This is a genomic window from Streptomyces bungoensis (assembly GCF_001514215.1).
Lineage (GTDB): Bacteria > Actinomycetota > Actinomycetes > Streptomycetales > Streptomycetaceae > Streptomyces > Streptomyces bungoensis.
In genome coordinates this window covers 132,238-151,218 of the sequence record NZ_KQ948872.1, presented here as the reverse complement: position 1 = coordinate 151,218, position 18,981 = coordinate 132,238, and the positions used below count along the sequence as shown (strand labels likewise).

Genomic DNA, 18,981 nt, shown 5'->3' with positions numbered 1-18,981 from the left:
GGGCAGCCGATCCGCTTCGGCGCCGACGGCTCCCGCGGCGTCCTCCGCGACCCGCGCACCGGCGACCTGGAAGTCGTGACGGTCACACCCGACAACGAGGCCCACATCCTCGTCCACGACGCGCACACCGCCTCCCCCACCACCGCCTTCGCCCTCTCCCGCCTCGCCGACCCCGACACCCTCCACCACACCCCCATCGGCGTCTTCCGCTCCGTCGAGCGGCCGGTGTACGACACGCTGATGTCGGAGCAGCTCGACACCGCGGTCGAGCAGCGCGGCAAGGGCGACCTCGCCGCCCTCCTGGCCGGCGGCGACACCTGGACGGTCGTCGGCTGAGCCGGTACGGCTGTCACGAGGCCCGGGACCGCGCGTCCCGGGCCTCGTCGTATGCCCGGCGGGCCTGCTCCACCTCGTCCATGCGGTCGTGGGTCCACCGGGCGAGAACGCGCACCTGCTCGGCGGCCTCGCGACCGAGGGCGGTGAGCGAGTAGTCGACGCGGGGCGGGATGACCGGCTTGGCGTCGCGGTGGACCAGGCCGTCGCGCTCCAGGGTCTGCAGGGTCTGGGTGAGCATCTTCTCGCTGACGCCCCGGCCCGTGTACCCGTTGACGGCCCGGCGCAGCTCGCTGAAGCGGTACGGCCGCTCGAGCAGCTCGACCAGGACCAGGACGCCCCAGCGGCTGGTGACGTGTTCGAGGACGAGCCGGTAGGGGCACAGCGCCTCGGCTTCGGCGACCTGCTTGCTTACTGCCATGCCAGTACCTTACTTCAAAGTGGGTACTTTCTTTCAGTTAGCGCCACTCCTAGGGTGAGTGTCCTACGCACCCCCACAAGGAGAACCGAGTCATGAGCATCGTCGTCACCGGAGCCACCGGACACCTCGGCCGTCACGTCGTGGAGCAGCTGCTGGAGAAGGTTCCGGCGGAGCGGATCACCGCCGTCGTGCGCGACCCGGCGAAGGCCGCCGGCTTCGCGGCCCGCGGGGTCCGGATCGCCGTCGCCGACTACAACGCGCCCGAGACCTTCGACGGCCTGTTCGCGGCCGGCGACAAGGTCCTGCTGATCTCCGGCAACGAGTTCGACAAGGACCGGGTGCGGCAGCACAGGGTCGTCATCGACGCCGCCGGGGCCGCGGGCGTCGCCCTGCTCGCCTACACCAGCGCCCCCGGCACCCTGACCGCCGCGCTCGCGGACGACCACCGGGCCACCGAGGAGGCGCTGCTCGCCTCCGGGCTGCCGTACAGCCTGCTGCGCAACGGCTGGTACCACGAGAACTACACCGAGAACCTGGGCCCGGTGCTGGAGCACGGCGCGGTCGTCCAGGCCGCCGGCGACGGCCGCCTGTCCTCGGCCTCGCGCGCCGACTACGCGGCCGCCGCGGTCGCCGTGCTGACCGGCGAGGGCCACGAGAACACGACGTACGAACTGGGCGGCGACGAGGCGTGGAACTTCGCCGAGTACGCGGCCGAGCTGAGCCGGCAGACCGGCAGGGAGATCGCCTACCGCCCCGTCTCCGTCGAGGCCCTCCAGGAGATCCTGACGGGCGCCGGGGTGCCCGGGCCGTTCGCCGCGGTCCTGGCCGGCGTCGACGCCTCGATCGAGCGGGGCGAGCTGGCCGTCTCCTCCGGTGACCTCTCCCGCCTCACCGGCCGCCCGACGACCCCGCTCGCCGAGGCCGTCACCACCGCGCTCAAGGGCTGAGCCCCCGGCGCGGGCCCTCCGGCACCTCCACCCCGCCTGTCATGACCGTATGGCGATACGGGCATGACAGGCGGGGGTGGGCGGCGCTACCTTCTCTGTGGCGCGTACGGGTGACGCGCAGGGTGAGGCGAGAAGGAGGGGCCCCGTGGCCGGGACATCCAAGGCAGAGCACCGGACAGGCCTGCTGAACGGTTTCGCCGCTTACGGCATGTGGGGACTGGTCCCGCTGTTCTGGCCGCTGCTGAAACCCGCCGGGGCGATGGAGATCCTGGCCCACCGCATGGTGTGGTCGCTGGCCTTCGTCGTCGCCGCCCTGCTCACCGTCCGCCGCTGGGCCTGGGCCGGGGAGCTGCTGCGGCAGCCCCGGCGGCTGGCGCTCGTCGCGGTGGCGGCGGCCGTCATCACCGTGAACTGGGGCGTCTACATCTGGGCGGTGAACTCCGGCCACGTCGTCGAGGCCTCCCTCGGGTACTTCATCAACCCGCTGGTGACCATAGCGATGGGCGTGCTGCTCCTGAAGGAGCGGCTGCGGCCGGTGCAGTGGGCGGCGGTCGGTACCGGTTTCGCCGCCGTCGTCGTCCTGACGGTCGGCTACGGCCGCCCGCCGTGGATCTCGCTGTGCCTCGCGTTCTCGTTCGCCACCTACGGGCTGGTGAAGAAGAAGGTCGGCCTCGGGGGCGTCGAGTCGCTGGCCGCCGAGACCGCCGTCCAGTTCCTGCCCGCGCTCGGCTACCTGCTCTGGCTCACCGCGCACGGCGAGTCCACCTTCACCACGGGCGGCGCCGGGCACTCCGTCCTGCTCGCCTCGACCGGCCTCGTCACGGCGCTGCCGCTGGTCTGCTTCGGCGCCGCGGCGATCCGGGTGCCCCTGTCCACGCTGGGGCTGCTGCAGTACCTGGCGCCCGTCTTCCAGTTCCTGCTCGGCATCCTCTACTTCCACGAGGCCATGCCGCCCGAGCGCTGGGCCGGTTTCGCACTGGTGTGGGTGGCGCTGGGCCTGCTCACGTGGAACGCGCTGCACTCGGCGCACCGGGCGCGGACGGCCGCCGCGATGCTCGGCGCGCCCCGCGTCGATGCGCCGGACTCCACCCCGGTGGAGGCCTGACACCGCTATAAGTGGGAGCATGCCGACACCGACCTCCGCCGCGGTCCACTGGAAGCTCGTCATCGACGCCGCCGACCCGCACGCCCAGGCCGACTTCTGGGCCGCCGCGCTGCGCTACGAGGCCGAGGACAACAGCGCGCTCGTCGAGCGCCTGCTGTCCCTCGGCGCGCTGCCCGGGCAGGCGACCGTCGAGTACCACGGCCGCCCCGCCTTCCGCGACCTGATCGCCGTGCGGCACCCCGACGACCCGTACGACCCGGACTCCGGTACCGGGCTGGGCCGCAGGCTGCTGTTCCAGCGCGTCCCGGAGGCCAAGACCGGCAAGAACCGGCTCCACCTCGACCTGCACCCCGGCGACGGACGGCGCGCGCAGGAGGTGGCGCGCCTGACGGCCCTCGGGGCGCGGGTGGTGCGGGAGGTGGAGGAGCCCGCCGGGCAGTGGGTGGTGATGGCGGACCCGGAGGGCAACGAGTTCTGCGTGCACTAGCCGCACCGGACGCACCCTGCACCGGCCTACGCCCGCGCCGCCTTCGCCGCGCGGTCGGTGAGGCGGACCATGCGGGCGCGCGCGGACTCCAGGGGGCGCGGGTCGCCGGCCGCGGGGCCCGGCTCCGCGGCGAGGTCCGCCCACAGCGCGATCAGGTCCCGGCCCAGCCGCAGTCCCTCTTCGGGGTCGCGCACCGCGCGCCAGGCGGTGGCCGCGCTCTGCACGTTGCCGTAGGCGGACTCCGCGTCCAGGGCCTGCCGGCGGAGCCGGGCTAGGTCCAGGGAGAGGCCGCAGGCGCGGACCGGGTCGCCCGCCAGGTAGGCGATGTAGGCGGTCAGCTCGCGCAGGTGCAGCACCTCGGCGTGGCGGGGGCCCAGCACGGCGGAGGCTTCGGCGACGGTGCGGTCGGCGAGCCCGGCCGCCTCCTCGATACGGCCGTCCCGTACCGCCGCGTTGATCCGCCGCATCGGCTCGGCGAGCAGCTCGGCCCCCTCCGCGGTCTCGGTCACGGGCTCGTCGCCGAGCACCTCCTCGGCGACGGCGTCGAAACCGCGGGCGGGGGTGGAGGCGGCGGCGGGCGTGGACTCGGGGTCGGGCAGGGGGGCGGGGGCCGGGGCGGCCGCCTCGCGGTCCCGCGCGGTCGCGGGAGCCGGCACGGCCGGTACGGCGGTCCGCGGCGAGGGGAGGTCCATGACGGGCGCCGGCCCGAACTGCCCGGTGGGAGCCTGTACGACGCCCGGCGCGGCACGCGGGGCCACCCGGGCGGGCTCTCCCGCCACCCGGCTGGAGCCGTCCGCCGAGACCTCGAGCGGGACGACGCAGCCGACGCGGTCGTCGTGGATCGTGGCGCGTATGGGGGCGCCCAGGCTGATGGCGAGGCGCTGGAGGTGGTCGAGCACGGCCTGCTGGATCTCCTGGCCCGGCGCCGCCGTCACCGCCGTCCCTCCCACCGACGCGCTGCCGGCGCCGGACACGCGGACGTGCACCACCGCGGGGTGTGCCGCGGGCTGCTGCGCCCGCTTCTTCTCGAAGCTGAGTCGAGACATCGGTTCCCTCACTCCCCCGGCGTCACGATCCGGTCGTACGCGTCCTACCGACCAGTCTGTCCGCTCCGCCCGCCTCGCGCGTAACCGAGACGTCACAGCCTCGCATCAGCCGCGACCCTGGAGGAAAGTGCTTGTGTGTGCATATGATGCATGCGCCTTTATTCGCGGTACGACATCGCTCCTCCTGGGGGACCCATGAGCCGCCGCTTCCTCTTCGTCCTGGGCAGCGCCCGCCTCGACGGCAACACCGAGCTGCTGGCCCGCACGGCCGCCGAGCAGCTGCCCGGTGACGTCGAACAGCGCTGGATCCGGCTCGCCGAGCTCCCGCTGCCCGACTTCACCGACCTGCGCCGGGACGCCGACCACGTGCGGCCGCCCGCGGACGCCGCCACCGGCCTGCTGCTCGACGCCACCCTCGCGGCCACCGACATCGTGATCGCCTCGCCGCTGTACTGGTACTCCGTCTCCAGCCTGACCAAGCGCTACCTGGACTACTGGTCGGGCTGGCTGCGCACCCCGGGCGTGGACTTCCGGGAGACCCTGGCCGGCCGCACCCTGTGGGGGGTGACGGCGCTCGCGGACCGCGAACCGACGGTCGCCGAGCCCCTCACCGGCATGCTCCACCACTCGGCCGCCTACCTGGGCATGCGCTTCGGCGGGGTGCTGCTGGGCAACGGCAGCGCGCGGGGGGACGTACGGAACGACGCCGGCGCGCTGGCGCGCGCGAAGACGTTCTTCGCGCAGGAGCCGCCGCTCGCCCGCTTCCCGCACCAGGCCGCCTGAGAGGCGCTACGCGCTGATGTCCTTCGCCGTGAACCGCGCCCAGGCCGCCGAGCCGAACACGGCCGCGTACAGCGCCTGGAGTCCCAGGTTCTTCACCAGGTCGTCCCAGTAGACCGGGTCGCGCATCAGGTCGGCGAAGGACAGCCAGTAGTGCGGGAAGAGGTAGGGCCGCAGCGCGTGCAGCTGCGGTATCTGGTCCAGGATCTGGACGGTGATGAGCAGGCCGACGGTGGTCGCCATCGCCGCGATGCCGCTGTTGGTGAGGGTCGACACGAACAGGCCGAGGGCGGCGACGCCGACCAGTGAGGCCGCGACGACCAGCGCGATCAGCAGGGCCCGGCCGAGTCCGTCGGCGAAGCCGATGCGCGTGCCGGAGATGGTGGTGAGGTCGCCGAGCGGGAACAGCAGCGCCCCGACGGCCAGCGCCGAGACGGCCACGACCAGGGTGGCCAGCAGGCAGAAGGCCATGACGGTCGTGTACTTGGTGAGCAGCAGGCGGGTGCGGCCGGCCGGGGCGACCAGCAGATAGCGCAGGGTGCCGCCGCCCGCCTCGCCGGCGATCGCGTCGCCCGCGACGACGCCGACCGCCATCGGCAGGAAGAACGGCAGGGTCGCGGCCAGTGCCGTGAACACCAGGAACAGGCCGTTGTTGGTGATCTGCGCGATGAACGCCGGTCCCCCGCCGCCGTCCGGACCCGACGACGAGCCGCCCCGAGTCTCGACCTTCACCGCGATGCCGACCAGGACCGGCACCGCCGCCAGCACCCCGAGCAGCGCGAGCGTGCGCCAGCGGCGGAGGGTGGTGACCAGTTCGCTGCGCAGCAGCCCGAAGGTCCACAGGGCACGGGGCCGGCGTCCGGCCGGTGCCGGTGGTGCCTCAGCCCGCGACATCGAAGCCCTCCCCCGTGAGTGCGACGAACGCGTCCTCCAGGGAGGCCCGTTCGACCGTGAGCCCGCGGACCCGTACGCCCGCCGTGACCAGGGCCGCGGTCACCTCGGCGAGGTCACGCTCGGGCGGCTCGCCGGTGACCCGGTCGCCGTCCGCGCCGACGTCCCCGACGCCCTGCTCCTTCAGCACTCGCGCCGCGTCGCCCGGGTCGGGGGTGAGCACCACCAGCCGGCCGCGTGCCCCGGCCGCCAGGTCGGCCACCGAGCCCTGGGTGACCAGGCGGCCCCGGGTCATCACCGCCGCATGGGTGCACACCTGCTCGATCTCGTCGAGGAGGTGGGAGGAGAGGAACACCGTCGTACCGTCGGAGGCCAACTCCCGCACCAGGGAGCGGATCTCCCGCATGCCCTGGGGGTCGAGGCCGTTGGTGGGCTCGTCCAGGACGAGCAGCCGGCGCGGCTGGAGCAGCGCGGCGGCCAGGCCCAGGCGCTGCTTCATGCCGAGCGAGTACGCCCTGGCCTTCTTGCCCGCCGCGGCCGTCAGACCCACCCGGTCCAGGGCGGCCGCGACGCGGGCGCGCCGGGTGCGCGGGTCGGCGGTCGGGTCGGCGGCGTCGTAGCGCAGCAGGTTGTCCCGCCCGGAGAGGAAGCCGTACAGGGCGGGGCCCTCGATCAGCGCGCCGACCTGCGGGAGGACGGCGCGGGTGGCCCTGGGCATGGGCCGGCCCAGGACACGGGCCGTACCCGAGGTCGGTGCGATCAGGCCCATCAGCATGCGGATGGTGGTGGTCTTGCCGGAGCCGTTCGGGCCGAGGAAGCCGAAGACGCTGCCCGCCGGGACGGTCAGGTCCAGACCGTCCACGGCGAGCTGTCCGCCGCGGTAGCGCTTGGTCAGGCCGCGCGTGGCGATGACGGGCGCCGGCCCGTCATCGCCCCGCCGCTCCGTGGCGGACGGTGCGTCCATCGGCTCCCCCTCGACTCGTTCGGCCCGCGCAGGGTCACTTCCCCTGGTCGGCCGCCTTCACCAGCGCGTCCTTGGTGACCGCTCCGGCGTACACCTTGCCGTCGTCGGTGATCAGGGCGTTGACCAGGCGGGTGGAGAAGACCGTGCCCTTGCCGAACTTCCCGGAGACCTGGTCGCCGAGCGAGCCGAGGAAGCCGCCGAGCTGACCGCCCCGGGACCCGCTCGGCACGCCGCCCTTGGCGCCGGTGTCGAAGGTGGCGATGGAGGTCCAGCCCTTGCCGAGCACCTTCGGCCCGTGCGCCCCCTGCGGCCCGTGTGCCCCGCCGAGGCCCTTGGCGAAGTCCTCGCCGCCCGCCTGGGGAGCGCGCCGGTCCTTCTCCTCGGTGACCTTCGCACCCTTGGGCGGGGTGAAGTCGAAGGTGGAGGCGGCGGGCCGGGCGAAGGAGACCTGGGTGAAGCCCGCGTCGAGGACGGCGGCGCCGCCGCTGCGCGGGGTCAGCGTGAACTTCAGCGGCATGCCCGTCTTCGCGTCCACCGCGATGCTGACCGCGCCGACCGTGGTGCCGGACTGCTTCGGCTTGATCAGCAGCTTGTAGGCGTCGCGTCCGGCGACCTGCGCGGTGCCGTCGACGGTCACGGACGTGGTGCCGTCGACCGCCTTCAGGGCCTCGTCGGCGAAGTCCTTCGGGGTGGCGGGCGGCGCGGCCCGGTGCCGGCCTGCGGAGGCGGCCGCGGTGCCGTGGTACACCTCGTTGGTCTTGCTGTCGTAGCCCCAGACGTCCTTGCCGTCGTGGATCATGCTGTACTCGGCGCCGCTCTCCAGCAGCGACAGCTTCTGCCGGTCCGGGCCGTCGGCCGCCACGCGCAGGGTGTGCGTGCCGGAGACCAGCTCGGTGAGGTGCGACTTCGGGTCCGCGGAGGAGCCGTCGCCGCCCCGGGCCGCGCCGGAGGCCAGGGTGCTCTCCAGGCCGCCGAGGTTGGGCAGACCCAGGTCGGTGCTGACCTTGACCGTGCCCGAGAGCCGCTGCACGTCCGACTTGGCGATCTTGTCGATGAGCTGCTGTGCGGTGATTTTCGGCAGGGCGGGGTCGCCTGAGTCGGCGAGCGCCGGGACCAGCCCGATCGTGGCCGCCGCCACCCCCACCACCGCGACCGGGACCGCGTACCGGGCGGCCTTGCGGCGTCCGGAGGGCGCGTCCTCCGCCTGCGCGGCGGCCGTTGCGTCGTCGGATTCGTACGGTGCCATCTGTGCCTTACCTCCGTCGTCGGCGGCGGCTGTCACCCACACTGGTCCACCTGAGCCGCCATTCTCACCCGAATCGGTGAGGATTGGTGATTTCCGTGGTTTCCATCTCACCAAATGGTCCGTCAGGAAGCGTCAGCCCTCGGAGGCAACTCCGCGTACGCCTGCGGTATGACACGCGGGGGCGGTACCCGGGGCAACCCGTAGGGGTCGCCCGGGGCGCGCGGGGAGCGGGCCGGCTCAGCCGGCGCGGTGCACCACCGCGTCGCACAGTTCGAGCAGCGCCGTCTTGGCCTCGCACTCCCGCAGCGGGGCGAGCGCGGACCGCGCCTCCTCCACGTACCGGACGGTGTCCCGGCGGGCCTGCTCCAGCGCGGGGTGCGCGCGGAGCGCGGCCAGCGCCTCGGCGTGCCGGGCGTCGTCGGTGAGGTCGGAGTCCAGCAGCTCGCACAGCGCCGCGTCCTCGGGCAGGCCCAGGCGGGCGGCCCGCTCGCGCAGCCGCAGGACGGGCAAGGTCGGGATGCCCTCGCGCAGGTCGGTGCCGGGGGTCTTGCCGGACTCGTGGGAGTCCGAGGCGATGTCCAGGACGTCGTCGGCGAGCTGGAAGGCGACCCCGAGCCGCTCGCCGTACTGGGTGAGCACGTCGACGACCGTCTCGTCGGCGCCCGACATCATCGCGCCGAACCGGCAGGACACCGCCACCAGGGAGCCCGTCTTGCCGCCGAGCACGTCCAGGTAGTGCTCGACCGGGTCGCGGCCGTCGGAGGGGCCGGCGGTCTCCAGGATCTGGCCGGTGACCAGCCGCTCGAACGCGAGGGCCTGCACCCGGACCGCCTCCGGGCCGAGGTCGGCGAGGATCTGGGAGGCGCGGGCGAAGAGGAAGTCGCCGGTCAGGACCGCGACGGAGTTGCCCCAGCGCGTGTTGGCGCTGGCCACACCGCGCCGCACGGACGCCTCGTCCATGACGTCGTCGTGGTACAGCGTGGCCAGGTGGGTGAGCTCCACGACCACGGCGGCCGGGACGACGCCCGGCGCGTAGGGGTCGCCGAACTGCGCCGCGAGCATCACGAGCAGCGGACGGAACCGCTTCCCGCCCGCCCGTACGAGGTGCTGGGCGGCCTCCGTGATGAACGGGACCTCACTCTTGGTGGCCTCGAGCAGGCCTTCCTCGACAGCCGTCAATCCGGCCTGGACATCGGCTTCCAGAGCCTGGTCCCGCACGCTCAGCCCGAACGGCCCGACGACGGTCACGAGGGGTCTCCTGTCTGCTGGTGTCTGCTGGCGGTTACGGGGTTTGTCGATAGGTCGCTGCCCTCACTCAAGTCAGCGTATCCGGTCCTGTTTCGATCACCGATAGCGCCCACCGGTCCAGCCCGGGCGGTATCGGATCACGACCGTTATGTTTTCGATCGGGCGGTATGAGGGCATATCCACTGGCTTAGCACACCGGCACGAGGCGCGCCCGAGACGCCGCCCGACCTGCGGCGTCGGCCGGTGCGCGGATTCGCAAATCGCCCATGCCCGACTTAGAGTAATTTGCTATTTCGTGAAGTGGGTCACGCACCCCACCGGTGCGCCGGAGCGCCCCTCACCGCGTCCCCGCCTTGCGCCGTCGGCGAGTTGAGCCTTGGCAACCGCAAAGGATCAAGCGGGCCAAATGCCTCACAACAAGATCAACCAGCTCGTTGTGTGAATCCGCTACTTGTTCCCGACATGTGCTCTCGCATACGTTCCCGCCACGCCAGACGGACGCCGAATCCTGCCGCGTCTGGCATCACCCATCGACGGACGCATCCGTACGGCAGGAGCGGGGGACCCAGGTAAGCCGCCGGACCGGCCGGCACACGCCGTGCCGGAACGGCTAGGGGTGAAGCCGTGCCTCCTCACGGGGGCGCGGCCGGGCACCTCCCCGCCCGAACCCGACAGCTCACCTCGCAGGCGACGGAGAGGAACTTCGCCATGCCTGCTGCCGCCATGCCTGCTGCCGCCCAGCCCCGCCGCGCCCGCACCACCCGCCTGCTGCGCACGCTCGCCGTCGCCGGCACCGGCGCCGCCGTGCTCGTCCTTCCGCTCGTCGGCGCCACCAGCGCCTCCGCGGCCACCCCGGCCGCCACGACGGTCTCCACCACCCCGGCCGGGTACCCGAACAACCTCGACGGCTGGATCCGCGAGTCCCTCGCGATCATGGCGGAGAAGCACATCCCGGGCACCTACAACGGCATCTACCGCAACGTCATGCGCGAGTCGTCGGGCAACCCGAACGCCATCAACCTCTGGGACTCCAACGCGGCCAAGGGCATCCCGTCCAAGGGCCTGCTTCAGGTCATCGACCCCACGTTCAACGCGTACCACGTGGCCGGAACGGCCTACAACATCTACGACCCGGTCGCGAACATCACCGCCGCCTGCAACTACGCGGCCGCGCGCTACGGGTCGATCGACAACGTGTTCGGCGCCTACTGACGGGTCCGGCGGGCGGCCGCGGCGGGCCGCTACTGATATCCCGGTCAGTCGGTCGGTCCGGTCGGTCGGTCCGGTCGGTCGGTCCGGTCAGCCGGCCGGGAACAGTCTTTCGAGGACGACGGCGACGCCGTCGTCCTCGTTCGTCGTGGTGACCTCGTCGGCGACCGCCTTGAGTTCGGGGTGGGCGTCGGCCATGGCGACACCGTGCGCGGCCCAGTCGAACATCGGGATGTCGTTGGGCATGTCGCCGAAGGCGAGGGCCCGCCCGGGGGCGATGCCCAGGTGGCCGGCGGCCAGCGCCAGCCCCGTGGCCTTGGTCACCCCGCACGGCTGGAGCTCCACCGTGCCCGGCCCCGACATCGTCACCGTCGCCAGCGAGCCCACCACCGAGCGTGCGACCGCCGCCAACTCGTCGTCGCAGAGCGTGGGGTGGCGCAGCAGCACCTTGCTGATGGGCCGGCGCCACAGGTCGTCGCGCCGCCCGACCCGCACGGCGGGCAGGGTCGGGTGGGGCATCCGGTACCCCGGCTCGATCAGCGTGAGCCCGTCCACGCCGTCCTGGTCGACGGCCGCGTACACCTGCCCCACCTCGGCCTCGATCTTGCCGAGCGCGGTCTCGGCCGGCTCCCGCTCCAGCCGCACCGACCACAGCAGGCGGCCGGCGGCGGCGTCGTAGACCTGCGCCCCCTGCCCGCACACGGCGAGCCCCGTGCAGCCGAGGCTCTCCAGCAGCGGCCGCACCCGGGGGGCCGGCCGGCCCGTGACCACCAGGTGCCGGGCACCGGCCCGCGCCGCCCGCCGGAGCGCGGCGAGCGAGCGGTCGGAGACGGTGTCGTCGCCGCGCAGCAGCGTCCCGTCCAGGTCGGTGGCGATGAGGGCGTATGCGGGGGGTGCGGCCATGATCAGAGAATACGGAGGGCGGGGCCCGCCGACTCACCCCGCTCTTCCCGGACTTGTGTGCTGCCCGGGCGCAAGTGGCGTCCGTACCCTCCCGGATGGCGGGCCGGGGTGCCGGGCGACCGCTGCCCGGCGCCGGGTGTCAGCCGTGCGCGGCCGCCAGGTGCCTGGCCAGCCGCGGGGAGGCGAACTCCGTGCCGCACACGAAGCGCATCACCGGGCCGTAGGAGGACGCCGCCGGCAGGCCGGTGAAGTACAGGCCGGGGACGGAGGAGACGTACCCGGCGCCGAGCCGGGGAGCGCCCCTGCTCACCACGAGCCGGGTGCGCAACTCGTGGCCGAGGAAGTCCATCGCGGCGATGTCCACCCGGTAGCCGGTGGCGGCGATGACGTGGTCGGCGCCGAGCCGCTCGGTGCGGCCCGCGTGGGTGCGGACGGTGAGGCCCGGGGCCCCGTCCCCGGCGTCGGCACCGAGCACCCGCCGCACCTCCTGGACCTGGACCGCGCCCTCGAAGCGGTCGCGCAGCCACCAGGCGCCCAGCGGGCCGAGGACCCGCCGGACCAGGTAGTGCCGGGCCGGTTCGGGCAGGAAGCGGTACGGGTCGGCGTGGTGGCTGAGCGCCCACAGCGACCAGGCCCGGCCGAAGGGCGACTCCGGGCGGAACCTCGGCTGCTCCCAGGGCGGGGCGCCGAAGGCGACCCGGCCGCGGCCGCGCGAGACGACGCGCACCCGCGCGCCGGCCTCGGCCGCGAGGGCCGCGGTCTCCAGCGCGGACTGGCCGGCCCCGACGACGATCAGCTCCTTGCCGGCGAAGCGGGAGAGGTCGTGGTGCTGGGAGCTGTGCGAGACGGGGCCCGTGGGCGCGGGGCCGTCGGCCGCCGCTCCGGCCAGCTCCGGCGGCAGGTGCGCGAGGCCGGACAGGCCCGTGGCGACCACGACCGCGCGCGCGGTGAACTGCTCCCCCGAGTCCAGCTTGAGGTCGAACCCGCCGCCCTGGGCCTGGTCGACGGAGACGACGCGGACGCGCTCCAGGTCGGGGAGCAGCCGCTGCTGGAACCACTCGCCGTAGGCGACGAAGGTGTCCGCCGGGATGATGTCCTCGTCGGTGACCAGCCGGCGGACGCCGGCCGCGTCGCAGTAGTCGGCGAGCGTGTGACCGGGCTGCGGGCAGTCGAAGCTGGAGGCGGCGGGGGTCGACTTCAGGAGCATGCCCTCGGGCATGTGGTCGCGCCAGCTGACCATGGGGTCGCCGAAGACGCGGACGGGGATGCCGCGCGCCCGCAGGTGGGCGGCGGTGGACAGGCCGAACGGCCCGGCCCCGATGACTGCAACCGGTCGAATCACGAAGTCCCTCCCCAGGAACACGGTGTGCCACCTTCGTGGCCTTGCCTACTTCGTGGCTGTGGCGGATCGGCTGCCGCGGCGGGCCGCCCGCCACAGCTGATAGAGGTGCTTCGCGCCCGGGCGGACGAACCGGGCGAGCATCGTGAGGAACGGCAGCGGGTCGTCACCCGCGAGCCAGGCCAGCTCCGTCCCGCTCGCCCGCGCCGGCGCGTGCGGCGTCGTGTAGCCGCTGCGGCGGTAGGCGAGGAGGGCGGGCAGGTCGATGTTCTCCACGATGTAGCGGTGGCCGGCGCGCTGTTCGCCCTCCGGAACGGGGCGGCCGGTCAGGTTCAGGTGCAGCGCGCGTACGACGTCCACGCCCGACTCGTTCTCGAAGAGCCGGAACTGGGCGCCGGTGCGCGGGTTGAAGTCGAGGAGTTTGTACTGCCCGTCGCGCCGGTCGAAGCGCAGGTCGAGGTCGACGACGCCGCTGAAGCCGATCTGTTCGACGAAACGTGCGGCGAGGTCGGCGAGTTCCGGGTTGTCGACGACGTACGCGTGCGCCGTCATGCCAGCGTGCGGCGGCCAGGAGCGGACCTTGACGCCGGTGAAGAGGGCGAGCGGGGCGGAGTCGGCGTCGAAGCAGGCGTGCACGATCCAGTCCTCGGCCTCCTCCCGGGGCAGGTACTCCTGGAGGATGACGCCGGGTCGCTCGCCCCAGTCGCGGGCGAGGGCGAGCAGGTGCTCGCGGGTGGCGATCCGCGTGGTGCCGCCCACGGCGGGGCGTCTGCGCCGGACGAACGCCTCCCGGTTCTTGGCGACCACCGGGAACCTGGCCGTGTCGGCGAAGGCGACGACCTCCTGGTACGACTCCGGGAACGCGGCCGACGGGCTGACCACGCCGTGCTCCGCGCACAGTTCGTGCAGGCCCTGCTTGCTGGCCAGCCGGCGCGGCAGCGCGGGGTCGACGGGCGGGAAGAGGAAGGAACCGGCCAGTTCGCCCTGGTGCTCGGCGATCAGGACGGCGGCCTCCTCGTCCGTCGGGATCAGGACGGCGGGGCGGCCGATCCGGCGGCCGATGCGCAGCAGGCCCTCGACCAGGCGGGCCGGCTCCTCGGCGCCGGTCGTCGGCCAGACGAACGCCCGCGTGAGGTAACGGGAGGAGGCCGCCGGGGTGTAGGCGTCCTCGGTGATGGCGTACATGGGGACGCCCAGGCGGCCCAGGCTGCGGATCGCGCCGACGCCGCCGTGGTGCAGCGGGTAGTCGCCGAACTTGACGATCAGGCCCGGCACGTCACGGTCCGCCTCCACCGGCGCACCGGCGCGGTTCACGGCCACGGGTCCCCCCACGTGTCCCCCCTATGGACCGGACCCACCCCGTCCGCGTCCCCCCGAAGGACGCTAAGCCGGAATTGCCCGCTCCGACAAGACTTATACGGACATTGCGAACTCTTTAGGCCGTGTCCGGGCAACCTTTCGAACGCCCCCTGCGGCACTGCCCAAGACGGGCGACTCGCACGTAACGTGTGCCGCGACCACATGGAACGCATCGCCATGCATGGCCCGGATGAGAGTGAGGCAGTACCCCATGCCCCCCTTCGACGTCCCCGAGGGCGACCCCTTCGGCCCGCACAACCTTCCCTATGGCGTGTTCTCGCCCTCCGGCAGCACGGAGCGGAGGGTCGGCGTCCGGCTGGGCGACCACGTCCTCGACGCGGGCGCCGCGGCCGCCGCCCTCGGTTCGCCGTACGTCTCCCTGCTCGGGCAGCCCACCCTGAACCCGCTGCTGGCGGCCGGGCGCACGGCCTGGTCGGACGTGCGGCGCGCGCTGACCGCGTGGGTCACGGTCCCGGCACACCGGACGGTGATCGAACCGCTGTTCCACCCCCTGTCGTCGGTGACCCTCCACCTGCCCTTCGAGGTCGCGGACTACGTGGACTTCTACGCCTCCGAGAACCACGCCCGGAACGTCGGCCGGATCTTCCGCCCGGACGCGGAGGACTCGCTGACCCCCAACTGGAAGCACCTGCCGATCGGCTACCACGGCCGCTCCGGCACGGTCGTGGTCTCGGGCACCGACGTCGTACGGCCCTCCGGGCAGCGCAAGGGCCCCGCCGACCCGGCCCCCGTCTTCGGCCCGTCGATCCGGCTGGACATCGAGGCCGAGGTCGGCTTCGTGGTGGGCGCGCCCTCCGGCCTCGGCCGGCCGGTCGCCCTCGGCGACTTCCAGGAGCACGTGTTCGGGCTGTGCCTGCTCAACGACTGGTCGGCGCGGGACATCCAGGCCTGGGAGTACGTCCCCCTGGGCCCCTTCCTCGGCAAGTCCTTCGCCACCTCGGTGTCGGCGTGGATCACCCCGCTGGAGGCGCTGGAGCACGCGCGCGTGGCGCCGCCCGAGCGCACCCACCCGCTGCTGCCCTACCTGGACGACTCCGCGCCCGGGATCGAGCCCGGCGGCTACGACCTGCGGATCTCCGTCGCGATCAACGGGCACGTGGTGTCCGAGCCGCCGTTCTCCACCATGTACTGGACGGCCGCCCAGCAGCTCGCCCACATGACGGTGAACGGGGCTTCGCTGCGCACCGGCGACCTGTACGGCTCGGGCACGGTGAGCGGGCCGGCGGAGCGCCAGCGCGGCTCCCTGCTGGAGCTGACCTGGAACGGCCGCGACCCGCTCGAACTGCCCGACGGCAAGCGGACGTTCCTGGAGGACGGGGACGTGGTGACGCTGTCGGCGTGGGCGCCGGGGGCGGACGGGAGCCGGGTCGGACTGGGCGAGGTCGGCGGGCGGGTCGTCTCCGGCTGAGACGCTGCCGCGGCGCGGTGGTGCGTCGAGGGGGCGTGGGGTGGTGCCGGTGTGCCGGAGACGGCGCGATCGCTGCCGGACACCTGACTCGTGCGCCCCTTCCCCGTCATACTGACGGGGACACGCACGACGCGACGCGCCCCCACGCACCGGGGCGCGTCGTCACCGCACCACCCGACACCCGCACCCCTCCTCGGACCAGAACCGGAGCCCCGGCATGACCGTCTGCCTGCTCCTGCTGAGCGTCGTGGCCCTGACGGCCGCCGTGCCGGCGCCGCGTGCGCTGACCCGGGCCGCCTGGCCCGAACGCGAGCCCGTCGTCGCCCTGTGGGCGTGGCAGTGCCTGGTCGCCACGGTGCTGCTGTGCTGTCTGACCGCGCTGGTCCTCGGCGCGGCCGCCGTCTTCCACACCGTCCGCGACCACGTGTTCGCCCCCGCGCCGCCCGCCGTCACCGCCGCCTACGACCTCTCCGCGGCGCCGGTCTGGGCCGCCGCGCTCACCGTGCTGCTGGCCTGCGGGGCCGCGTGGACGACCGCGATGCTCGGCCGGGAGCTCGCCGAGGCCCGCCGGCGCCGCGGCCGGACCCGTGCGCACCTGCGCGAGCGCGCGCCCGACCTGCCCGCGGGGCTGCCCGCGGCGCGCGGGCCGATGCTGGTGCTGGAGGACGAGTACCCGGACGCCTGGTGGATGCCCGGTCACCCGCCCCAGCTGGTCGTGACCACCGGAGCCCTGCAGCGGCTCACCGACCACCAGCTGGACGCGGTCCTCACCCATGAGCGCGGTCATGCCCGCGCGCACCACGACTGGCTGCTGCACCTGTCCACGGCGCTGGCCACGGGGTTCCCGCACGTCCCGCTGTTCGCCCACTTCTGCGACCAGACGCACCGGCTGGTCGAACTGGCCGCCGACGACGCGGCCTCCCGCCGCTGCGGCCACCTCACCACGGCCCTCGCCCTCATCGAGCTGAACCAGCACCGGGGCGTGCTGTCCTGCGCGTCCAGCCGCCGTCTCCTCGGCGAGCGCGTGGACCGCCTCCTCACGCCGCCGCCGCGCCTGCTGCGCCGGCACCGGGCGCTCACGACGACGGTGGCCGCGCTGGTGCCCCTGCTGCCCCTGCTCATCACGTTCGCCCCGGGCCTGACGGCCCTGTCCTGACCCCCGGGGCACTCGCCGCGCCGTGCCGCCGCCCCGGTCTGCCCGGGCCGGCCCAAGAGACACGCTCTAGGCCCAGTCCTCCGGCTCGGGCTCCTCGTCCGGTTCGGGCCAGTCGTCCACCGGGGAGTCGTCGGGGCCGGATGCCGCACCGGCGTCCGCGGCGGTGCCGGCCGGTCTGCCGGGGCCGTCCAGGGTGTTGAGGACCTCGAGGACGCCTTCGCCGTACGTCGCCAGCTTCTTCTCACCGACGCCGTTCACCGTGCCCAGCTCCCGCACCGAGCCGGGCCACCGGGAGACGATCTCCCGCAGGGTGGCGTCGTGGAAGATGACGTACGCCGGGACGCCCTGCTCCCGGGCCTGCTCGGCCCGCCAGGCGCGCAGGGCCTCGAAGGCGGGCAGCAGCTCCTCGGGCAGCTCGGCCGCGACCGCCTTGGCCTTGCGGTCGCCCCGGCCGGAGGACCCCGAGCCCGACCGGGTGGCGGCCGGCTTCTTCGGTTCCTTGCGCAGCGGCACCTCCCGCTCGCGCCGCAGCACCGAGCCGCTCTCCCCGGTGAGCACCAGCGTGCCGTACTCCCCCTCGACCGCGAGCAGCCCCTGCGCCAGCAGCTGCCGGATGACGCCGCGCCACTCGCCCTCGGTGAGCTCGTCGCCGATCCCGAAGACGGACAGCTGGTCGTGGTCGAACTGGATCACCTTGGCGGTGCGCTTGCCGAGCAGGATGTCGATGATCTGGACGGCACCGAACTTCTGCCCGCGCTCCCGCTGCAGCCGGACCACCGTCGACAGCACCTTCTGCGCGGCGACCGTGCCGTCCCACGTCTCCGGCGGGGTGAGGCAGGTGTCGCAGTTGCCGCAGCCGGCGGCGGAGGGGTCCTGGCCGAAGTAGGCGAGCAGCTGGCCGCGCCGGCAGCGGGCGGTCTCGCACAGGGCGAGCATGGCGTCGAGGTGGGCGGAGGCCCGGCGGCGGAACGCCTCGTCGCCCTCGCCGGACTGGATCAGCTTGCGCTGCTGTATGACGTCGTTCAGGCCGTAGGCCATCCAGGCGGTGGAGGGCAGGCCGTCGCGGCCCGCGCGGCCCGTCTCCTGGTAGTAGCCCTCGATCGACTTGGGCAGGTCGAGGTGGGCGACGAAGCGCACGTCGGGCTTGTCGATGCCCATGCCGAAGGCGATGGTCGCCACCACGACCAGGCCCTCCTCGCGCAGGAACCGCGCCTGGTGGGTGGCGCGCGTGCCCGCGTCCAGGCCCGCGTGGTACGGCACGGCCTCGATGCCGTTGGCGGTCAGGAACTCGGCGGTGCGCTCGACGGAGTTGCGGGAGAGGCAGTACACGATTCCCGCGTCGCCCGCGTGCTCCTCCCGCAGGAAGGCGAGCAGCTGCTTCCTGGGGTCGGCCTTGGGCACGATCCGGTACTGGATGTTGGGCCGGTCGAAGCTGGCGACGAAGTGGCGGGCCGCCGGGAGGTTCAGCCGCTGGGTGATCTCCTGGTGGGTGGCGTGGGTCGCCGTGGCCGTGAGGGCGATCCTCGGCACGTCCGACCAGCGCTCGCCGAGCAGGGACAGCGTGAGGTAGTCGGGGCGGAAGTCGTGGCCCCACTGGGACACGCAGTGCGCCTCGTCGATCGCGAAGACCGAGATCTTGCCGCGGGAGAGCAGGTCGAGCGTGGCCTCGACGCGCAGCCGCTCCGGGGCCAGGTAGAGCAGGTCGAGCTCGCCCGAGAGGAACTCGGCCTCGACCATGCGCCGCTCGTCGAAGTCCTGGGTGGAGTTGATGAAGCCGGCCCGCACGCCGAGCGCGCGCAGGGCGTCCACCTGGTCCTGCATGAGCGCGATCAGCGGGGAGACCACCACGCCCGTACCCGGTCTGACCAGGGCCGGGATCTGGTAGCACAGCGACTTGCCGCCGCCGGTCGGCATCAGGACGACGGCGTCGCCGCCCGCCACCACGTGCTCGATGACCGCTTCCTGCTCGCCGCGGAAGGCCTCGTACCCGAAGACCCGGTGCAGCGTGGCCAGCGTCTCGCTGTCGGCCGCCCCCGGCCTCTCCGTCGTGCTTGGCATCTCGCTGATCCCGCCTGTCGCGCTCATCGTGGTGTCCCCCGTGTACCGGTCCCCCGTGCG

At 73.5% G+C, this 18,981-nt stretch carries 17 protein-coding genes, 1 pseudogene and 1 riboswitch; of the genes and pseudogenes, 8 read left to right on the top strand and 10 right to left on the bottom strand.

Annotation, left to right across the window (positions count from 1 at the left end):
- Positions 1–336, top strand: a pseudogene (locus AQJ66_RS31970) (2-oxoacid:ferredoxin oxidoreductase subunit beta); the annotation flags it as partial.
- Positions 337–349: 13 nt separating this feature from the next.
- Here AQJ66_RS31970 and AQJ66_RS31965 read toward each other — a convergent pair.
- Complete coding sequence (locus tag AQJ66_RS31965; protein WP_061928897.1) at positions 350–754, bottom strand: winged helix-turn-helix transcriptional regulator; 405 nt, start codon at positions 752–754, stop codon at positions 350–352.
- 92 nt (positions 755–846) lie between these two features.
- Between AQJ66_RS31965 and AQJ66_RS31960 the strand changes: the two genes are divergently transcribed.
- The 3 genes from AQJ66_RS31960 (at position 847) to AQJ66_RS31950 (ending at position 3,293) form a co-directional block, all read left to right on the top strand.
- Positions 847–1,701 carry an SDR family oxidoreductase gene (locus AQJ66_RS31960; protein WP_061928895.1) on the top strand — a complete coding sequence of 285 codons (855 nt, stop codon included), beginning with the start codon at positions 847–849 and terminating at the stop codon, positions 1,699–1,701.
- Between the two features lie 145 nt (positions 1,702–1,846).
- The gene (gene rarD, locus AQJ66_RS31955; protein WP_079060542.1) at positions 1,847–2,806 is read left to right on the top strand and encodes an EamA family transporter RarD; all 960 of its coding nucleotides are present in this window, start codon (positions 1,847–1,849) and stop codon (positions 2,804–2,806) included.
- Between the two features lie 19 nt (positions 2,807–2,825).
- Positions 2,826–3,293: a VOC family protein gene (locus tag AQJ66_RS31950; RefSeq protein WP_061928893.1), complete on the top strand. Its 468-nt coding sequence runs from the start codon at positions 2,826–2,828 to the stop codon at positions 3,291–3,293.
- A 26-nt stretch (positions 3,294–3,319) separates the two neighbouring features.
- Here AQJ66_RS31950 and AQJ66_RS31945 read toward each other — a convergent pair whose 3' ends face one another.
- On the bottom strand, positions 3,320–4,339 hold the full coding sequence (locus tag AQJ66_RS31945; protein WP_208611497.1) for a hypothetical protein: 1,020 nt from the start codon (positions 4,337–4,339) through the stop codon (positions 3,320–3,322).
- Positions 4,340–4,534: 195 nt separating this feature from the next.
- Here AQJ66_RS31945 and AQJ66_RS31940 point away from each other — a divergent pair, with 195 nt between their 5' ends.
- The gene (locus tag AQJ66_RS31940; RefSeq protein WP_061928891.1) at positions 4,535–5,122 is read left to right on the top strand and encodes a flavodoxin family protein; all 588 of its coding nucleotides are present in this window, start codon (positions 4,535–4,537) and stop codon (positions 5,120–5,122) included.
- A gap of 6 nt (positions 5,123–5,128) precedes the next feature.
- Here the strand turns inward: AQJ66_RS31940 and AQJ66_RS31935 are convergent, their stop codons facing one another.
- The 4 genes from AQJ66_RS31935 to AQJ66_RS31920 form a co-directional block, all read right to left on the bottom strand.
- Positions 5,129–6,013: an ABC transporter permease gene (locus tag AQJ66_RS31935; protein ID WP_061928889.1), complete on the bottom strand. Its 885-nt coding sequence runs from the start codon at positions 6,011–6,013 to the stop codon at positions 5,129–5,131.
- On the bottom strand, positions 6,000–6,974 hold the full coding sequence (locus tag AQJ66_RS31930) for an ABC transporter ATP-binding protein (RefSeq protein ID WP_061928887.1): 975 nt from the start codon (positions 6,972–6,974) through the stop codon (positions 6,000–6,002). Before AQJ66_RS31930 ends, AQJ66_RS31935 begins: the two co-directional genes overlap by 14 nt.
- Before the next feature lie 34 nt (positions 6,975–7,008).
- Positions 7,009–8,220 carry a LolA family protein gene (locus AQJ66_RS31925; RefSeq protein WP_061928885.1) on the bottom strand — a complete coding sequence of 404 codons (1,212 nt, stop codon included), beginning with the start codon at positions 8,218–8,220 and terminating at the stop codon, positions 7,009–7,011.
- A 237-nt stretch (positions 8,221–8,457) separates the two neighbouring features.
- Positions 8,458–9,468: a polyprenyl synthetase family protein gene (locus AQJ66_RS31920; RefSeq protein WP_061928883.1), complete on the bottom strand. Its 1,011-nt coding sequence runs from the start codon at positions 9,466–9,468 to the stop codon at positions 8,458–8,460.
- Between the two features lie 525 nt (positions 9,469–9,993).
- Positions 9,994–10,173: riboswitch (cyclic di-AMP (ydaO/yuaA leader) on the top strand.
- 18 nt (positions 10,174–10,191) lie between these two features.
- Here AQJ66_RS31920 and AQJ66_RS31915 point away from each other — a divergent pair.
- Entirely contained in the window at positions 10,192–10,680 is a 489-nt protein-coding gene (locus AQJ66_RS31915; protein WP_061928881.1) for a transglycosylase SLT domain-containing protein, read from the top strand.
- 87 nt (positions 10,681–10,767) lie between these two features.
- On the opposite strand, the gene AQJ66_RS31910 is transcribed toward AQJ66_RS31915, so the two are convergent.
- From AQJ66_RS31910 to AQJ66_RS31900, 3 genes are all read right to left on the bottom strand, one after another.
- The gene (locus AQJ66_RS31910) at positions 10,768–11,580 is read right to left on the bottom strand and encodes an HAD family hydrolase (RefSeq protein WP_061928880.1); all 813 of its coding nucleotides are present in this window, start codon (positions 11,578–11,580) and stop codon (positions 10,768–10,770) included.
- Between the two features lie 139 nt (positions 11,581–11,719).
- Complete coding sequence (locus tag AQJ66_RS31905) at positions 11,720–12,922, bottom strand: FAD-dependent oxidoreductase (protein WP_061928932.1); 1,203 nt, start codon at positions 12,920–12,922, stop codon at positions 11,720–11,722.
- Between the two features lie 45 nt (positions 12,923–12,967).
- Positions 12,968–14,239, bottom strand: a complete 1,272-nt coding sequence (locus tag AQJ66_RS31900; RefSeq protein ID WP_061928878.1) for a carboxylate--amine ligase — start codon at positions 14,237–14,239, stop codon at positions 12,968–12,970.
- Between the two features lie 250 nt (positions 14,240–14,489).
- Between AQJ66_RS31900 and fahA the strand changes: the two genes are divergently transcribed.
- Both fahA and AQJ66_RS31890 read left to right on the top strand, forming a co-directional pair.
- On the top strand, positions 14,490–15,707 hold the full coding sequence (gene fahA, locus AQJ66_RS31895) for a fumarylacetoacetase (RefSeq protein ID WP_061928877.1): 1,218 nt from the start codon (positions 14,490–14,492) through the stop codon (positions 15,705–15,707).
- A gap of 217 nt (positions 15,708–15,924) precedes the next feature.
- Positions 15,925–16,863, top strand: a complete 939-nt coding sequence (locus tag AQJ66_RS31890; RefSeq protein WP_061928875.1) for a M56 family metallopeptidase — start codon at positions 15,925–15,927, stop codon at positions 16,861–16,863.
- A gap of 66 nt (positions 16,864–16,929) precedes the next feature.
- On the opposite strand, the gene recQ is transcribed toward AQJ66_RS31890, so the two are convergent.
- The gene (recQ, locus tag AQJ66_RS31885; protein WP_061928873.1) at positions 16,930–18,948 is read right to left on the bottom strand and encodes a DNA helicase RecQ; all 2,019 of its coding nucleotides are present in this window, start codon (positions 18,946–18,948) and stop codon (positions 16,930–16,932) included.
- Positions 18,949–18,981: the final 33 nt, after the last annotated feature.

Bases quoted from the DNA above. Each gene is read 5' to 3' on its own strand.
- AQJ66_RS31965 (WP_061928897.1), bottom strand. From the start codon at position 754: ATGGCAGTAAGCAAGCAGGTCGCCGAAGCCGAGGCGCTGTGCCCCTAC.
- AQJ66_RS31960 (WP_061928895.1), top strand. From the start codon at position 847: ATGAGCATCGTCGTCACCGGAGCCACCGGACACCTCGGCCGTCACGTC.
- AQJ66_RS31950 (WP_061928893.1), top strand. From the start codon at position 2,826: ATGCCGACACCGACCTCCGCCGCGGTCCACTGGAAGCTCGTCATCGAC.
- AQJ66_RS31945 (WP_208611497.1), bottom strand. From the start codon at position 4,339: ATGTCTCGACTCAGCTTCGAGAAGAAGCGGGCGCAGCAGCCCGCGGCA.
- AQJ66_RS31940 (WP_061928891.1), top strand. From the start codon at position 4,535: ATGAGCCGCCGCTTCCTCTTCGTCCTGGGCAGCGCCCGCCTCGACGGC.
- AQJ66_RS31935 (WP_061928889.1), bottom strand. From the start codon at position 6,013: ATGTCGCGGGCTGAGGCACCACCGGCACCGGCCGGACGCCGGCCCCGT.
- AQJ66_RS31930 (WP_061928887.1), bottom strand. From the start codon at position 6,974: ATGGACGCACCGTCCGCCACGGAGCGGCGGGGCGATGACGGGCCGGCG.
- AQJ66_RS31925 (WP_061928885.1), bottom strand. From the start codon at position 8,220: ATGGCACCGTACGAATCCGACGACGCAACGGCCGCCGCGCAGGCGGAG.
- AQJ66_RS31915 (WP_061928881.1), top strand. From the start codon at position 10,192: ATGCCTGCTGCCGCCCAGCCCCGCCGCGCCCGCACCACCCGCCTGCTG.
- AQJ66_RS31910 (WP_061928880.1), bottom strand. From the start codon at position 11,580: ATGGCCGCACCCCCCGCATACGCCCTCATCGCCACCGACCTGGACGGG.
- fahA (WP_061928877.1), top strand. From the start codon at position 14,490: ATGCCCCCCTTCGACGTCCCCGAGGGCGACCCCTTCGGCCCGCACAAC.
- AQJ66_RS31890 (WP_061928875.1), top strand. From the start codon at position 15,925: ATGACCGTCTGCCTGCTCCTGCTGAGCGTCGTGGCCCTGACGGCCGCC.
- recQ (WP_061928873.1), bottom strand. From the start codon at position 18,948: ATGAGCGCGACAGGCGGGATCAGCGAGATGCCAAGCACGACGGAGAGG.